Genomic DNA, 15553 nt, shown 5'->3' with positions numbered 1-15553 from the left:
CCGGACCCTGCTGCCCGGCCCATGGCTTCCGCCCCGGGCCGGGCATATCGTTGCAGCATCGGACAGAAAGCAGGCCTCTCGGTGAGGAGGTCATCATGCTCCAGGAGCTGCTGGGCGCCGCCGCGGCGCTGGGTTCCGCCGGCCTCGTGTACCTGGCGATGGCGGCACGGGTGGTCAGGCAGTACGAGCGGGGTGTGCTGTTCCGGCTCGGCCGGGTCACGGGTGAACCACGCCAGCCGGGTCTGAATCTGGTGATCCCGTTCGTGGACCGGCTGCACAAGGTCAACATGCAGATCGTGACGATGCCGATCCCCGCCCAGGAGGGCATCACCCGCGACAACGTCACCGTACGCGTGGACGCGGTCGTCTACTTCCGGGTCGTCGACTCGGTGAGCGCGCTGGTGAAGGTCGAGGACTACAAGTTCGCGGTCTCGCAGATGGCACAGACCTCGCTGCGCTCGATCATCGGCAAGAGCGAGCTGGACGATCTGCTCTCCAACCGGGAGAAGCTCAACGAGGGCCTGGAGCTGATGATCGACAGCCCGGCGGTCGGCTGGGGCATCCAGGTCGACCGGGTGGAGATCAAGGACGTGTCCCTGCCGGACACGATGAAGCGGTCCATGGCCCGCCAGGCCGAGGCCGACCGGGAGCGCCGGGCCCGGATCATCAACGCCGACGCCGAACTGCAGGCCTCCAAGAAGCTCGCCGAGGCCGCCGCGCAGATGTCCGACCAACCGGCCGCGCTCCAGCTGCGGCTGCTCCAGACGGTGATGGCGGTGGCGGCCGAGAAGAACTCCACGCTGGTCCTGCCCATTCCGGTGGAACTGCTGCATTTCCTGGAGAAGGGCCACCAGCTGCCCGCGCCGGACGGCGACGGAGGGCAGCATTCCGGCTAGCGTGCGGGCATGCGCAGAGGCTGGGTGATCGTCGTGGCCGTGGTGGCCGTCGTATCAGCGTGCGGGGACGGGAGCGGCGGCTCGGCCTCGGCCCCCTCCCCCACCGCCGCAGGCCGGCTCACGGTGACGAGCCCCGCCTACGTCGACGCCGGCACCATCCCGCGCCGCTACACCTGCGAGGGCGAGAACGTCTCGCCCCCGCTCGCCTTCACCGGCGTCCCCTCGGGCACCGCCTCGCTGGCCCTGCTGCTCCAGGACCCGGACGCCCCGCGCGGCACCTTCACCCACTGGCTGGCATGGGGCATCGACCCGCACACCACGCACCTCACCGCCGACGAGAAACCGCCGGGGGCGACGGAGGGCCGCAACGGCTTCGGCCGGACGGGCTACGGCGGCCCCTGCCCGCCCCGCGGCGACCGCCCGCACCGCTACGTCCTCACGGTGTACGCCACCGACGGCAGCCCGGACCTCGCCCCCGCCGCCACCCCTGCCGACCTGCTCGCCGCCCTGTCCGGCCACACCCTCGCGACGGGCACCTTGACCGGGCGGTACGGGCGCTAGGTCTAAAACTGACGGACGTCATGGACAGACGGACGCTACTGATAGATGTTCGGCCGCCGCGCGGGTGACGGTATCGCCGCGCCATCAGTCATATCGACGTATAACCAGTCCTTCAGTCCTACTTTCGTACGGTGATTGCACCAGTACGCCATATCGCCGCCGTCTGCGCCCTGGGCGCGGCCCTCGTCGCCTGCGGTACCGCGGGCACCTCCGGCACCGCGCGCCCGGCCCACGCCAGGCCCGCCGCCTCCGCCTCCCCATCCGCCACACGGCCGCCCGTGCTCACTCCGGGCCCGGGCGGTCTGACCCCGGTGTTCGAGCACGGCCCGCGCACCCTGGGCAAGACCGTCGCACTGACCTTCGACGCCGACATGACCGCCGACCAGGGGCCCCGGGCCGCCTCCGGCGAGCACTTCGACAACCCGGGCCTCATCGGCACCCTGCGCGCACTGAAGGTGCCGGCGACCATCTTCATGACCGGCCGGTGGGCGGAGCAGTACCCGGCCCAGGCCCGCTCTCTCGGTCACGACCCGCAGTTCGAGGTGGCCAACCACTCCTACAGCCACTATGCGTTCACCGACAACTGCTACGGCCTGCCGACCGTCGGCGCGGACCGGATGAAGGCGGACGTGGAGCGGGCGTACGCCGCCTTCCGCAAGGCGGGTGTGCGTGACGCGCTGCCGTACTTCCGCTTTCCCGGCGGCTGTTACGACCACACGGCGCTGAGCGCGCTCGGCGGGATCGGGGTCACCGCGGTGCAGTGGGACGTGGTGAGCGGCGACGCGTTCGCCACGGACGCCGACGCGGTCGTCCGGCAGGTGCTGGACGGGGTGAAACCCGGGTCGGTGGTCGTCATGCACTGCACCCGCAGCGCCGCCCCGACCACCGAGCGGGTCGTCCGCACGGTCGTGCCCGAGCTGCGCAAGCAGGGCTACCGGTTCGTGAAGGTCTCCGAGCTGATCGGCGAGACGAACGGCCACCGGTGACCGCCTGTGCTCGGTGTGCATGGGGTCCCCCGCTCGAGCGAAGCCGAGAGTCGGGGCAGAAGGCGCAGCGCACCACCTGCTCAGGGTGACCGGCGGGCGGTGAGCGCGCTCGCCGCCGCGAAGGCCGCGGCGGCGACGAGGCCCGCACCGGCCAGGGGCAGCAGCGGCACCGGGACCCGGCCGGACTGCGAACCGGTCACCAGGCCGCTCACCGCGGCCTGGGCCGGAGAGCCGGCGAGCACCACCGCCAGCAGCGCGGCCAGCAGCATCGCGGGCACCGCGCGGCCGGTGGAGCGCAGCAGGGGCCGGTTGGTGAGCGCGCCGACGGCGCTGCCGAGCAGAGCACAGACCAGGGTGGCCAGCAGTCCGGCCGCGCCCGCCCTCAGCGGCGGGACGTGGATCCGGTGGCCGTTGCTCGTCGGGGCGCTGATCAGCGTCACGACCAGGGTCGCCGCCACCCCGAGCACCGCCGAGCCGATCAGCGCCGTCAGCAGACAGGCCAGATGGGTGCGGGCGGGGCCGCGCGCCGCGGCGACGCAGGCACGGGCGGCGTCCGGCTCGCCCGTGACGCAGATCCGCACCAGCCACGCGGCCACCGGCAGCAGGCCGGCGGCCGCATAGCCGAGCGAGTCGAGCACCGGCTGACCGCTCTGCACGCCGATCGCGAGGAAGGCGGCGTAGAGGATCACCGGCGGCAGCCAGCGCTGGGAGCGCAGGAGCAGGTCGGCCTGGTAACGCAGCAGGGCGGTCATGGGCGGCTTCCGGGTTCGAGGGGGGTGGTGCCGTCCGGTCCGACGCTCACCACGTGCCACGGCGGGCGGGCCGTCAGCAGAGCGCGCAGGAGGACGTCCGAATGGGAGGCGGGGACGGTCAGACGGTGGACTCCGGGCGAGATCTCCTCGGTCGAGGCGACCGTCCGTATCGCCTCGGGCGGCAGCTGCGTGCCCGGCGGTCCCTGCACGGTGACGAGGGCGATCGGACCGTCCGGCCGGGAACTCCCGCTGTCCGTACGGCACTTGAGGCCACCGTCGACGACCGTGTACGTGGCGTCGGGTGCACCCGCCAGGCGGCGCGGGTCGTGGTCCACGAAGACGACGGCACTCCCGGCGGCGGTCCGCTCGGCCACGGCCCGCTCCAGCTCGGCCCGCGCGGCCGCGTCCAGCCCGGTCCACGCCTCGTCCAGCACCAGCAGCTCCGGGTCGGCGAGGAGGGCTTGCGCCACGGCGACCTTCTGGCTGCTGCCCTTGGAGAGGCGTGACATGGGGGTGCCCGAGTGGGCGGCGGCGCCGAAGCGCTCCAGCCAGGTGCGTGCCGCGGCTGCAGCGGACTTCCGGGACAGGCCGTTGATGGCACCGAGGTGGGTCAGGTAGCCGGAAGCCGTGAACGGGAGGGCGGAGGGGAATCGCTCCGGGACGTAGGCCGTACGGAGACGGCCCGTGATGCGGCCCTCGGTCGGGGCGTCCAGGCGGGCGAGGAGGCGGAGGAGGGTGGATTTTCCGGTGCCGTTCGCTCCTTCGATGCGGGTGAGGGTTCCGGGGGTGAGCGTGAGGTCGATGCCTCTTAACACCCAGGGGCCGCGGAGGCCGTAGCGGCGGCCGACGCCGACCAGCCGTAGGTCACGTTGCATGGAGTGATTTTGTCCGGTCTCGTCGTGGGGGGTGATCACGGGTCCGGTCTGCGAGACGTCTGTGGCTGGTTCTACACAGCCCCGCGCCCCGTAGGGTGGGCTGCTGTGAGCCCTGATTCCACGCCCCCGAGTGACAGTCCTGTCCAGGCCGAGCCCAACCCCCGCGACGAGGCGCCGCAGTACGTGCTGCCCCTCGTCGTCCGGATCGAGCGGGCTGCACCTCCTGCTCGTACCGATGCGCTGGAGACGGCCGCCCGGGCTGTGCTCGTACTGCTCGCGGACGAGCGGGCCGTCGGGGACGGGGAGTGGGCCGAGGCCGTGCGGAACTGGGAGGAGGCGCGGATCCGGAAGGTCGTGCGGCGGGCCCGGGGGGCCGAGTGGCGGCGGGCCGAGGCGCTGCCCGGGATCACGGTGACCGGCAAGTCGGCCGAGGTGCGGGTCTTCCCGCCCGTTCCGCTGGACGGCTGGCCCAAGGATCTGGCGAAGCTTCAGGTGTCGGGGACGGATCTGGACGATCCCGAGCCCCCTGCCGAGGCCGATCGTGCGCAGCCGGTGCTGTGGCTGAACCCGGAGCTGGAGATGTCGGCCGGGAAGGCGATGGCCCAGGCGGGGCACGGCGCCCAGCTGGCCTGGTGGGCGTTGTCCGACGAGGCACGTACGGCCTGGCGCGAGGCGGGCTTCCCGCTCGCGGTGCGCAGCGCCGATCCCGCCGAGTGGCGCCGACTGACCGGCAGCGGGCTGCCGTTGGTGCGGGACGCGGGCTTCACGGAGATCGCCCCCGGGCTGACTGTTGCACTGGAAGGCGGCGAGCGCTACTGCCCCACCCCGCGCCTGCGACGCCCGTGAACGCACCGGTCTGACCCCGATACGGCAGCGCAGCGGGTGAGCCGCGTCCGTTCCCCGCAGTCGCGTGTCCTCCGGCGGGTCCTCTCTGGGAGGGGCGGGAGAGGGTGACGCTCCCTCTACCGGGCAAGACGGGTAGGTGTCCCAGGAGGGTGGAGGACTACGAACCATTACCTGCACATTGCCAGGAACCTATTGGGTGGGGCGACATCGTTGCTACGGCCTGGTGTGTTCCGCCGGTGCCGCTAGTGGCGGGCGTTCGGTGGGGTGCCCCGGCGGGATCCAGTGGAAGGGTCGGGAGGCTGTCCCGTTGGGGGCGGTGGTGTCAGGTCGGGTGGACGAGGCGGCTGTCGTAGGCGAAGACGACCGCCTGGATCCGGTCGCGGAGTCCGAGTTTCTGCAGGATCCGCCCGAGATGGGCCTTCACGGTTGCCTCGGCGAGATGCAGGGCGGCCGCGATCTCGGCGTTGGACAGGCCGCTGCCCACCTTGACGAGGACGTCGCGTTCGCGCGTGCTGAGCCGGCTGAGTCGTTCGTCGTGGTGGTCGGTGCGGCTCCCGTGGGGGAGGTGCGGCCGGAGGTTGTCGAGCAGGCGGCGGGTGATCCTTGGGGCGAGAACGGCGTCGCCCGCGGCCACGTTGCGTATCGCGGTAAGGAGTTCCTCGGGCCTGGTGTTCTTCAGCAGGAAGCCGGAAGCTCCGGCGGCGAGTCCGGCGAAGGCGTATTCGTCGAGGTCGAAGGTGGTGAGGATCAGTACCTTGCTCCTGGGGGAGATGTGGGTGAGCCGGCGGGTCGCCTCGATGCCGTCGGTCCCGGGCATCCGGACGTCCATCAGGACGACGTCGGGGCGCAGTTCCCGGGTGAGGCGTACGGCCTCGGCGCCGTCCGCGGCCTCGCCGACGGGTGTCATGTCGGACTGGGCGTCCAGGATCGTGCTGAAGGCCATCCGGAGCAGCGCTTCGTCGTCGGCGATCAGGATGCGGATCGTCATGCGGGAGCTGCTCCGTCGCTGTCGAGGTGGAGGCGGGTGTGGACGTTCCAGCCGCCGCCCGGGAGCGGTCCGGCACGCAGTGTCCCGCCGTAGGCGGCCGAGCGCTCGCGCATGCCGGGGATGCCCTGGCCGGACGGGGCGGACGGGGTGTCGGCGGGAGACGACGGGCCGGGGAGGTGGGGGCGGGGGCCGTTGTCGGTGATGTCCACGGTGACGGTTGCGGCGGAGCACTGTATCCGGACGTCGGCGCGGGTGCCGGCGGGGGTGTGTTTGAGGGTGTTGGTCAAGGCTTCCTGTACCAGGCGGTGGACGGTCAGTTGGGCGGTGGCGGGCACGTGGGTGTGGCTGCCGAGGATGTCGAGGCGGGTCGGCAGCCCGGCGGCGCTCATCCGGTCGGCGAGGGCATCGAGTTGGGCGATGCCGGGCAGGGGGTGGCGCTGCGCGTCGGGTTCGTCGGTCCGCAGGATGCCGAGCGAGCGCCGCATGTCGGTCAGGGCCTGCCGGCCGGTCTCGGAGACCTGGAGCATCGCGGTGGTGGTCCTGTCGGGTGACCGGTGCTGCGTGTGGACGGCGGCGTCGGTGAGGGCGACCATGACGGACAGGTTGTGGGTGACGATGTCGTGCATCTCCCGGGCGATGCGGGTCCGTTCCTCGGCGACGGCCAGTCGTGCCTGCTGGTCCTGGTGTTGTTCCAGGCGTGCGGCCCGTTCCTCCAGGGCGGCGAGGTAGGCGCGCGCGGTCCGCGCGTTCGTGCCCAGGGCGACGGTGGCGACAACGGTCGCGGTCAGTGCGACGAAGGGGGCCAGGAATGCGCCTTCCGTCGCCCAGCGCAGGCACGCCAGCAGGGCCCCGCCCTCGACGACGGCGCCGGCGACGAGTGTCGCGCGTCCGCCCGCGTGCGCGGCCACCGTGTACAGGGCTGCCAACAGCGCTACGTCCGCGGGCAGTTGGACGTTCGCCAGCCACTGGACGAAGGCTGCGGCTGCGACGGCGCCGAACACCGTGCGTGGGGCCCGCTGCCGCCACAGCAGGGGCAGCGTGAGGGCGACGGTGAGGGCCGCGGCCAGCGGGAGCTCGTGCGGCGCGCGCGTGGCCGCGACATGGAACAGGAGCAGGGGGACCAGCAGGAGCGGCGTGGGCGGCAGCGCGCGCCGTACGGCGGGCGGCAGCCGCCGGCCGTAGCGCCGGGCGGCTTGTGTCGGTTCCGCCGGTCCCGTCGCCCGCCCGGTGGCGGTGGTGGTGGCGGGGTCGGGGTCGGGGGCCGTGGTCGGCAGCCCGGTTGTCGTCGCCTGCTGTGCGCGGTCCCGGTGGCGTACCGGGTGGGCATTGTCGTGCCCTGCGGCAGCCTCCGTCATCATCACGTCCCTGTCGATGTCCCTTGCCGATGCGGCGCCGTGGCCGCCCCGGGTCCCCGGGCCGGGGCCGCCGCCGCGTACGGCCGGAGCGGGGCCGCCAGGGGACAGGGCCCACGGCCCCCTGCGTCCCCGCGTTGCCGTGCTCCGTCCTGCCACGGTAGGCGGCGGGGGCGGCGGCGCACATGCGTCCGCCGTCGGAGGGCACCGCGCCGGAGTACGACCGCAGGAGGAGCGCGGGTACCTCCTGCGGTCGCACAGCGGCCTCCCTTTCGGGGTGTCCGTTTGCGACTGGGGTGGCATGCGCCGCAGACCGCGGGCCGATGTGCCACCGTGTGCGCCTCTTCGAGGATGGCGGGGTGACCGAGACGATCGCGGGACTGTCCATGTCCCTTCCGGAGTTCCTTGCCGTGCTGGGCGCCGTCGCGCTGGTGGTGGCGCGCTGGCTTCCCCCTGCCGCCCGTCCGCGCGTCACGATCGCGGCGGGGGCGGTGTTCGTGCTGTCCGTGATCGTGCTGGGTGTGGTGGGGATCCGTTGGCAGTTGCTGCCGGTGCTGGCGGGTGGTGCCGTCGCGCTGCCGTTCGCCCTCTCCCCGCTGCTCCGAACGCTCCGGCGCCGTCCCGGCCGGCGGGCGTGGCGGGCGCGGTGGTGGCTGGCGTTGCCGGGGTCGGTGGCCTGCGTCGGCCTGATCGCCGCCGGGCCGGTGGCCGCCTGGGCGTTTCCCGTGCCCGTCTTCCCCGAGCCGTCGGGCTCCTTCGCCGTCGGCACCCGGGTGATGCAGTGGACCGACCCGAACCGCCCCGAGACCTTCACCGCCGACCCGGACGACCGGCGCACGGTCGTGGTCCAACTCTGGTACCCCGCGCAGAAGAGCCCCGCGGGCGCGCAGCGGGCCCAGTACCTCGGACGCACGGAGCAGGAGGCGCGCACCGTCTCCGATGCCCTGGCCCGTGCCGTCGGCCTGCCCGGCTTCCTGGTCGACGGCGTACCGCAGGCCCGCACCCATTCGGTCTTCAACGCCCCGGTGTCCGACCGGGGCGGACGGTTCCCGGTCGTGCTGTTCTCTCCCGGGTCGGGCGGGGTGCGCACCCAGAACACCGCCTGGGCGGAGGAACTGGCCAGTCACGGCTATGTGGTCGCCGCCCTCGACCACCCGTACGACTCCGCAGCCGTCGTCCTCACCGACGGCCGAACGATTCACGCCAAGATCGCCTCCACTGGCGACCGGGACAAGGATGACAAGCTGGCGGTTGGCTGGACGGCTGTTCGTACCGCCGACCTCAGCTTCGTCCTCACTCAGCTGGGTCGTCTGGACAGAGGCGAGATTGCCGGCCCGCTGACCGGACGCCTGGACACCGGCCATGTCGCGGTGACCGGCCACTCCATGGGCGGTGCCGCCGCCCTGCAGGCCGCCCGGCAGGACCCCCGGTTCGCCGCCGTCATCGACCTGGACGGCTACCCCCACGGCCCCGCCTCCCCGGCCCTCCACCAGCCGGTGCTCGCACTCACCCAGGCCATCACCCCGAGCACCGACCCGCGATACCTGCCCCGCCTCACCGAAGCCCTCGCATCCGACACCGCGACGAGCTACCGGCTCACCGTTCCCGGCGCCGCCCACCTCACCTTCATGGACGGCCCGCTGTACCTGCCGCCAGTGCCCTCGATCGTCGGCTCCCTGGGCCGCACCGGGAGCCCCCGCGTCGTCGCCGCAACCACGCTCGCCTTCCTGGACGCCACGCTGCGGCACGCGCCCGGCGACCTGGCCGGCGCGCTGTCGGCATACGGCAGCCTCAGCGTCCACCGCCCGGACGACCCCCGCTGACCGGCCGCGCCGCCACCGGCCCACCGTCCGGCGCTGCGCTCGGCCTCTGCCCGTCCCTGCGCTGCTTCCGCAGAGAGTTGCTCGCCCAGCGTCCGTCAACCTGCAGCGCGCCTGCAGTTGCACCGGTTCCTCCTCCACGCGGTTGGAGCCGCCGCGGGTGCCCGCGATGCCCGCCCGCCGGGGACGATCCGCGGCGCCGTGCGCGGAGCTGATCCTCTTTCCGCCGCTGCGTGTAGGTGCCCACAGGGAGCCGGCTCAGCGATCCGGGACCTGTGCCCGGCGCGTAACCTCAAATGTTGCTCTGAAGGCAGGCCGCCGGGGATTCGCGGGAGCCCGCCGGGGCCATACCCCCGTCATTCGAAGAAGGAGGGGGCGGAGCCATGCGGCGACTGGGCACGGGAATCGGCTGGCGGCCGGAGATCACGGACGCCGTGGAGGGCATGCCGGGCATCGACTGGGTCGAGGTCGTGGCGGAGAACGTCTGCCCCGGCCACCTCCCGGACCCGCTGCTGCGGCTGCGCGAGCGCGGGGTGACCGTGATCCCGCACGGTGTCTCCCTCGGCCTCGGCGGCGCGGACCGGCCCGACGGGGGCCGGCTGGCGGCGCTCGCCGAGCGGGCCGAGGCGCTCCGGGCGCCGCTGGTCACCGAGCACATCGCGTTCGTACGGGCGGGCGGCGCGCTCACCGCTTCCCCGCACCTGGAGGCGGGCCATCTGCTGCCCGTTCCGCGCACCCGGGACGCGCTCGACGTGCTGTGCGAGAACGTACGGATCGCGCAGGACGCGCTGCCGGTGCCGCTGGCCCTGGAGAACATCGCCGCGCTGTTCTCCTGGCCGGGCGAGGAGCTGACCGAGGGGCAGTTCCTGGCCGAGTTGGTCGAGCGGACGGGGGTACGGCTGCTCATCGATGTGGCCAACCTGCACACCAACCACGTCAACCGGGGCGAGGACCCGGCCCGGGCGCTGGCCGAACTGCCGCTGGAGGCCATCGCCTACGTCCATGTCGCGGGCGGCTTCGAGCGCGACGGCGTCTGGCACGACAGCCACGCGCACCCTGTGCCGCGCCCCGTGCTGGACATCCTGACCGACCTCGCGTCCCGGGTCACGCCGCCCGGGGTGCTGCTGGAGCGGGACGAGAACTTCCCCGAACCGGCCGAGCTGGAGCGGGAGTTGGCGGCGATCAGGGGAGCTGTGGAGGCGGTGACGCCGTCGAGGTCAGGGGCTACGGCGGCTACAGCGGCTGCGGCTACGGCGGCTACGGCGGCCGCCGCGGCGACCGGGGGCGTCGCCGTCCTGGCCCCGCCCCGGGCCCGGGAACGGCTCGGCGTCGCCCAGGCCGCGGTGCTGTCCTCGCTGGTGGCCGGGACGCCCGTGCCGGAGGGGTTCGACCGGGTGCGGATGGGGGTACAGGCGCGGGCGCTCGCCTCGAAGCGGGCGGATGTGGTGGCGAAGGTGGCACCCGAGTTGCCGGTGCTGCTGGGGGACGGATACCGGGAGGCGTTCCTCGGGTATGCGCGGGTGCGGCCGATGAGCGGGGGATATCGGCGGGATGCCCTGGACTTCGTGGGCCAGCTGCTGAAGACCGGGCGGCCGGAGGATGCGGGGGTGCGGCGCGAGCTGCGGCAGTGGTGGCTGGACCGCTCGGGCCCGGCCCCGCGGTCGCGTGGGCGGCTGGCGGAGCGGGCGAGGATGTTGCTGCGGAGGGGCTGAGCGGTGGGTGGGGACGCTTGCCGGCGCCGGCAGGGCAGGGTGCCGCTGCACCCAGCCGTGCCACCCCGAGCGGCATGACGGCCCGCAGCTACGCAGGCATCTACAGCGGCCAGGCAGCCGACGGGGCCGCCCATCCCTGATTCGTATCCGGCGGATCACGCCGGAATCGCTGATGAGGCACCGTGGGCTGGAGCCGGCTGACCCGCCGGACAAGCCCTACTGACTCTTCCCGTTCACCGCCCGCTCGACGGCGCCGGCCACATCGGCCCGCACCCCGTCGCCGGTGTGGACGGCCGTCACGTTGGTGCCCGAGTGTCCGCCGCCGACCAGGACGAAGTCGGTCTTGCGGTTCTGCGGTGCCGCCTGGGCCGCTGCCGCGACCTCGGGCCGGCCGACGGCGAGGACGACCTCGCAGGAGCTATCCCTTTGCAATTTGTGAAGATCTTTGCCGCCGCATGATGCGCGTATGGCACCCCGAACCCCGCAGTAATATGCCAAGCCCGCACGCGAAGCACAGCGTGCGGTGCAGGAGGCACCATGCGACCGCGACCCCCCATCCAGGGCCGAGGCATATTCAGTGGCACAGGACTCATCGTCATGGGCCTGGCGGCGACAGCCGTAGCGCTGCTCTTTCCGATCTGGTCGTACGCCGACCGACCGGACACGACCGGCGCGAACACGCTCAGCGCGCAGACCGTGACGACCCCGTACGGCCCGCTGTCCGCGCAGGACCGGGACTTCGTCACCAAGGTCCGCCTCGCGGGCCTGTGGGAACTGCCTGCGGGACAACTGGCGGCTCGGAAGGGCACCACACAGGCCGTACGCGACGCGGGGCAGCATCTGATCGACGGGCACACCTCCCTCGACGCGCACGTCCGCACCGTCGCCACGCAGCTCGGCGTGCCCCTGCCCAACGAGCCCAACGCACAGCAGAAGCAGTGGCTCGCCACCCTGAACGCGGCACAGGGCCAGGACTTCGACCGCACGTTCGCGGGCATCCTGCGGCTCGCCCACGGCCGGGTGTTCTCGCTGGTCGCCCAGGTCCGCGCCGGCACCCAGAACTCGCTGGTCCGCGATCTGGCCGACGACGCGGGCACGACCGTGCTGGACCACATCAAGGTCCTTGAGGCGACCGGGTACGTCGACTTCTCCGCGCTGGCCCGGGATCTCGCCGCGTCCCCCTCCGCCGTGCCCACACCCCCGGCGGTCGACCCCGCCTCCGCGGTTCCGGTCGCGCCCCCGCCGACCGCCTCGCCGTCCGCCGTGCCCTCCGCGTCGTACACGCTGCCGCCCGCCGCCTCCGGCCCGCCGCCGGCCAACAGCCCCTGAACTGCGGGGAAAACGGAACGTCACAGACCGACAACACTCGGTCCGGATCGTGAACAGGGCATGGCAATTCCCAGGACGCAGGCATAGAAACCAGTCATGTTCTGGGTCCTTCTGCTGCTCCTGGCCTGGGCGTTCGCCGGCCTCGCGTGTACTCGGCTGTGTCTGGCCGCCGTTCGCACCGCGGCCGCCGACACGGACGGCATCACCGCGGAGCGCGGGCATGGTCTGACGCTGTACGAGGCGGCCTTCCTGTCCGGCGGTCCGCGGCGGGTCGCCGATGTGACCATGGTCTCCATGGCCCGGCAACGGCGGCTGCTGCTCGCGCACACCGGGTGGGCCACCGTGGTGGACCCGCGGGGTCGCGACGAGATCGAGCAGTCCGTCATAGGGGCCATCGGGCCGGAGGGACAGTCCCGCATCGCTCCGGTGCGCGCCGCCGCGGCCGGTGCCGAGGCCGTACGACGGCTCGCCGACGGGCTGGTGCGCGCGGGGCTCGCGGTGCCCGACGGCGCCGGTACGACCGTGGCGGACGGGGTCCGCCAGGTCCGGGCCGCCGCACTGGCCGTGCTCGCGCTGGGCCTGACCGCGCTGCTGATGCCCGCTCAGACCGGGATGCCGCGCCTCCTCGTCGCCCTGTGGTTCGCGCTGCCCCTCACGCTCACCCTGAGCTGTCTGGTCCTCGCCCGGGTCGAGGTGCATCCGTACTCGCGCTGGGCCTCCCCGGCCGGACAGCAGCTGCTGGGCTCCCTCAACCGACGACCGGCCGGTGACGGCGACGAGCGGTCCTTCCTCACCTCCGTCGCCGTACGCGGCATCCGCGCGATCGGCGAGCCCCAGCTGCGCGCGGCCTTCACCCACCGCGACCAGCCCTGGCGGGAGTGAGCCCGCCCCGGGGTCCGCCATCAGAGACTCGGGGGCGCATAGGGGGCATTGACGGCGACACCCGCCGGGTGGTGCTTGCCTTCGTCGACAGCCGAACGAAACATCCCTTCTATCGACGCCGGGCGGGGCAGCCGTGCCATCGCCAACGCGCACCGAAGGGATACCCGATGAGAGCTGCCGCCCTGTACTCGGCCGCCGGATCCTTGCTCCTGACCAGCCTGGCCGCGGCCCCGGCGGGCGGCACCCCCGGGCTGCCGGGCGCGGCCGAGCTGCACGGGACCGCGGTCGCCGCCGCGCGCGCCCGCGCGGCCGGCGTCGACTTCGGCAAGTGCGCGGCCGAGCTGAAGGCGCCGGACAGCATGCGGTGCGGCACGGTGGAGGTCCCGCTGGACTACGCGCACCCCGACGGCGAGCAGATCAAGCTGACCGTCAGCCGGGTGCGGGCCACCCACAAGGACCCGCACAACAGCAAGCGGAAGGTGCCCCGGCAGGGCGCCCTCGTCTACAACCCGGGCGGCCCCGGCGGGTCCGGCATGCTCTTCCCGCTGCTCGGCACGCGACCCGAGTGGAAGCGGATCGCCGCCGCCTACGACCTGGTCGGCTACGCCCCACGCGGGGTGGAGCGGTCGGCGCCGCTGTCGTGCGTGGACCCCAAGCACTTCCTCAAGGCGCCCACCGCGTCGCCGGCGCACCCCTCGGAGCAGTACAAGCAGCAGCGCATCGCCCAGGCGAAGGCGTACGCGCGGGGCTGCGCCACCCGGACGGGCAGCAAGCTGCGGTTCTACAACTCGCTCAACAACGCCCGTGACCTGGACGTCCTGCGGGCGGCGCTGCACGAGAACCGGCTGACCTTCATGGGAGCGTCGTACGGCACGTACTTCGGCGCGGTGTACGCGACGCTGTTCCCCGGGCACCTGCGGCGGATGGTGCTGGACTCGGCCGTGGACCCCGACCCGGCGAAGATCTGGTACCGCAACAACCTCGACCAGTCGGCCGCGTTCGAGGACCGCTGGACGGACTTCCGCGAGTGGATCGCCCGGCACGACGACGTCTACCGGCTCGGTGACACGGCGGCGAAGGTACAGCGCAGCTACGACGCCGCGCGCGGCCGGCTGGCCGGGAAAGCCGCGGACGGGAAGGTCGGACCGGGGCAGCTGCAGAGCACCTTCCTCACCGCCGGGTACTACGACGACTTCTGGCCGGGCCGGGCCGCCGCCCTGTCGGCCTATCTGAAGGGCGATGCGAAGCCGCTGGTCAAGCTGGCCGCGCCGAGCCAGGAGACGGCCGTCGAGGCCGAGAACAGCAATGCGGTGTACACGGCCGTCGAGTGCAACGACGCGCCCTGGCCGACGGACTGGAAGGTGTGGGACCGCGACAACACGCGGATCGCGCGCGTGGCGCCCTTCGAGACCTGGGACAACGCGTGGATGAACCTGCCGTGCGCCTACTGGCCGGCGCCCCGGCAGCGGCCCGTGGACGTGCGGACCGGACCCGGTGAGGTGCCCGGAGTGCTGATCCTGGCGGCCGAGCGGGACGCGGCCACGCCGTACGCGGGGGCGCTGGAGATGAACCGTCGGCTGGCCGGCTCGGTCATGGTGACCGAGCGGGACGCGGGCACGCACGGGATCGGGGCCGGCAAGAACCAGTGCGTGAACGCGTACCTGGACGCCTACCTGCTGGAAGGCCGCCTCCCGGGGCGGCGCGCGGCCTGCGCACCGCACCCGGAGCCACAGCCGGAGACCTCGGCCGACGGCACCTCCCAGCAGCCCCTGCGGGACTCCCTGAAGGGCAAGACCGCCTAAGGGCTGTTGCGAAAGTCCCTAGGCGAGCCCGGCGACCAGCTCGGCCACCGACTTGCGGCGCCCCGTGAAGAAGGGGACCTCTTCACGGACGTGCATACGGGCCTCGGAGCCGCGGAGGTGGCGCATGAGGTCGACGATGCGGTACAGCTCGTCGGCCTCGAAGGCCAGCAGCCACTCGTAGTCGCCGAGCGAGAACGAGGCGACCGTGTTGGCGCGCACGTCCGGGAAGCCGCGGGCCATCTTGCCGTGGTCGGCGAGCATGCGGCGGCGGTCCTCGTCGGGCAGCAGGTACCAGTCGTAGGAGCGCACGAACGGGTAGACGCTGACGTAGTTGCGCGGGGTCTCGTCGGCGAGGAACGCCGGGATGTGCGAGCGGTTGAACTCGGCGGGGCGGTGCAGCGCCATGTTCGACCAGACCGGCTCCAGGGCGCGGCCCAGCTTCGTGCGGCGGAAGAGGTTGTACGCCTCCTGCAGCTGGTCACTGGTCTCCGCGTGCCACCAGATCATGAGATCGGCGTCGGCGCGCAGGCCGGAGAGGTCGTAGGTGCCGCGGATGGTCACATCCTTGGCGGCGAGCTGGTCGAACAGCTCCTGGACCTCGTCGGCGTAACCCGCGCGGTCCTCGGGCAGCACGTCCTTCAGCTTGAAGACGGACCACAGGGTGTAGCGGATCACCTCGTTGAGGTCCTTGGCCAGCTTGCCCTTGTTCGGGATCCTGCCGGACTCGGTGGTGGGGGCGTCGTCACTCATGG

At 72.8% G+C, this 15553-nt stretch carries 15 protein-coding genes; 9 read left to right on the top strand and 6 right to left on the bottom strand.

Going from position 1 to position 15553, the window contains the following annotated elements:
• Nucleotides 1-95 precede the first annotated feature (95 nt).
• From ACZ5DS_RS05920 to ACZ5DS_RS05910, 3 genes are all read left to right on the top strand, one after another.
• Nucleotides 96-896: a slipin family protein gene (locus ACZ5DS_RS05920; protein ID WP_468234520.1), complete on the top strand. Its 801-nt coding sequence runs from the start codon at nucleotides 96-98 to the stop codon at nucleotides 894-896.
• A 9-nt stretch (nucleotides 897-905) separates the two neighbouring features.
• Complete coding sequence (locus tag ACZ5DS_RS05915; RefSeq protein ID WP_468234518.1) at nucleotides 906-1457, top strand: YbhB/YbcL family Raf kinase inhibitor-like protein; 552 nt, start codon at nucleotides 906-908, stop codon at nucleotides 1455-1457.
• Between the two features lie 131 nt (nucleotides 1458-1588).
• Nucleotides 1589-2443 (top strand): polysaccharide deacetylase family protein, encoded by an 855-nt coding sequence (locus ACZ5DS_RS05910; RefSeq protein WP_468234516.1) that lies wholly within the window; start codon nucleotides 1589-1591, stop codon nucleotides 2441-2443.
• An 80-nt stretch (nucleotides 2444-2523) separates the two neighbouring features.
• Here the strand turns inward: ACZ5DS_RS05910 and ACZ5DS_RS05905 are convergent, their stop codons facing one another.
• Both ACZ5DS_RS05905 and ACZ5DS_RS05900 read right to left on the bottom strand, forming a co-directional pair.
• Nucleotides 2524-3195 (bottom strand): ABC transporter, encoded by a 672-nt coding sequence (locus ACZ5DS_RS05905; RefSeq protein ID WP_468234514.1) that lies wholly within the window; start codon nucleotides 3193-3195, stop codon nucleotides 2524-2526.
• Nucleotides 3192-4070 (bottom strand): ABC transporter ATP-binding protein, encoded by an 879-nt coding sequence (locus ACZ5DS_RS05900; protein WP_468234512.1) that lies wholly within the window; start codon nucleotides 4068-4070, stop codon nucleotides 3192-3194. The genes ACZ5DS_RS05905 and ACZ5DS_RS05900 overlap by 4 nt, the downstream gene beginning before the upstream one ends.
• Before the next feature lie 105 nt (nucleotides 4071-4175).
• Here ACZ5DS_RS05900 and ACZ5DS_RS05895 point away from each other — a divergent pair, with 105 nt between their 5' ends.
• Nucleotides 4176-4916 (top strand): peptidyl-tRNA hydrolase, encoded by a 741-nt coding sequence (locus ACZ5DS_RS05895; RefSeq protein WP_468234510.1) that lies wholly within the window; start codon nucleotides 4176-4178, stop codon nucleotides 4914-4916.
• Between the two features lie 322 nt (nucleotides 4917-5238).
• On the opposite strand, the gene ACZ5DS_RS05890 is transcribed toward ACZ5DS_RS05895, so the two are convergent.
• Nucleotides 5239-5904: a response regulator gene (locus ACZ5DS_RS05890; RefSeq protein WP_468234509.1), complete on the bottom strand. Its 666-nt coding sequence runs from the start codon at nucleotides 5902-5904 to the stop codon at nucleotides 5239-5241.
• On the bottom strand, nucleotides 5901-7259 hold the full coding sequence (locus ACZ5DS_RS05885; RefSeq protein ID WP_468234508.1) for a sensor histidine kinase: 1359 nt from the start codon (nucleotides 7257-7259) through the stop codon (nucleotides 5901-5903). Before ACZ5DS_RS05885 ends, ACZ5DS_RS05890 begins: the two co-directional genes overlap by 4 nt.
• Nucleotides 7260-7615: 356 nt before the next feature.
• Between ACZ5DS_RS05885 and ACZ5DS_RS05880 the strand changes: the two genes are divergently transcribed.
• Entirely contained in the window at nucleotides 7616-9079 is a 1464-nt protein-coding gene (locus ACZ5DS_RS05880; protein ID WP_468234506.1) for an alpha/beta hydrolase family protein, read from the top strand.
• Nucleotides 9080-9459: 380 nt separating this feature from the next.
• Nucleotides 9460-10788 carry an MbnB/TglH/ChrH family RiPP precursor modification enzyme gene (locus ACZ5DS_RS05875; protein WP_468234505.1) on the top strand — a complete coding sequence of 443 codons (1329 nt, stop codon included), beginning with the start codon at nucleotides 9460-9462 and terminating at the stop codon, nucleotides 10786-10788.
• A gap of 216 nt (nucleotides 10789-11004) precedes the next feature.
• Here the strand turns inward: ACZ5DS_RS05875 and ACZ5DS_RS05870 are convergent, their stop codons facing one another.
• Complete coding sequence (locus ACZ5DS_RS05870; protein ID WP_468234504.1) at nucleotides 11005-11220, bottom strand: hypothetical protein; 216 nt, start codon at nucleotides 11218-11220, stop codon at nucleotides 11005-11007.
• Between the two features lie 105 nt (nucleotides 11221-11325).
• Between ACZ5DS_RS05870 and ACZ5DS_RS05865 the strand changes: the two genes are divergently transcribed.
• From ACZ5DS_RS05865 to ACZ5DS_RS05855, 3 genes are all read left to right on the top strand, one after another.
• On the top strand, nucleotides 11326-12117 hold the full coding sequence (locus ACZ5DS_RS05865; protein WP_468234503.1) for a DUF4142 domain-containing protein: 792 nt from the start codon (nucleotides 11326-11328) through the stop codon (nucleotides 12115-12117).
• A 96-nt stretch (nucleotides 12118-12213) separates the two neighbouring features.
• Nucleotides 12214-12999: a TIGR04222 domain-containing membrane protein gene (locus tag ACZ5DS_RS05860; protein WP_468234502.1), complete on the top strand. Its 786-nt coding sequence runs from the start codon at nucleotides 12214-12216 to the stop codon at nucleotides 12997-12999.
• 167 nt (nucleotides 13000-13166) lie between these two features.
• Nucleotides 13167-14801 (top strand): alpha/beta hydrolase, encoded by a 1635-nt coding sequence (locus ACZ5DS_RS05855; RefSeq protein ID WP_468234501.1) that lies wholly within the window; start codon nucleotides 13167-13169, stop codon nucleotides 14799-14801.
• Nucleotides 14802-14819: 18 nt separating this feature from the next.
• Here the strand turns inward: ACZ5DS_RS05855 and hemQ are convergent, their stop codons facing one another.
• Nucleotides 14820-15551, bottom strand: coding sequence for a hydrogen peroxide-dependent heme synthase (gene hemQ, locus ACZ5DS_RS05850; protein ID WP_468234499.1), 732 nt, complete (start codon nucleotides 15549-15551; stop codon nucleotides 14820-14822).
• Between the last annotated feature and the right edge of the window lie 2 nt (nucleotides 15552-15553).

It is taken from the genome of Streptomyces sp. NPDC031100, assembly GCF_055570785.1.
The sequence above is the reverse complement of the archived record's forward strand: the minus strand, read 5'-3'. Positions and strand labels throughout refer to the sequence as shown.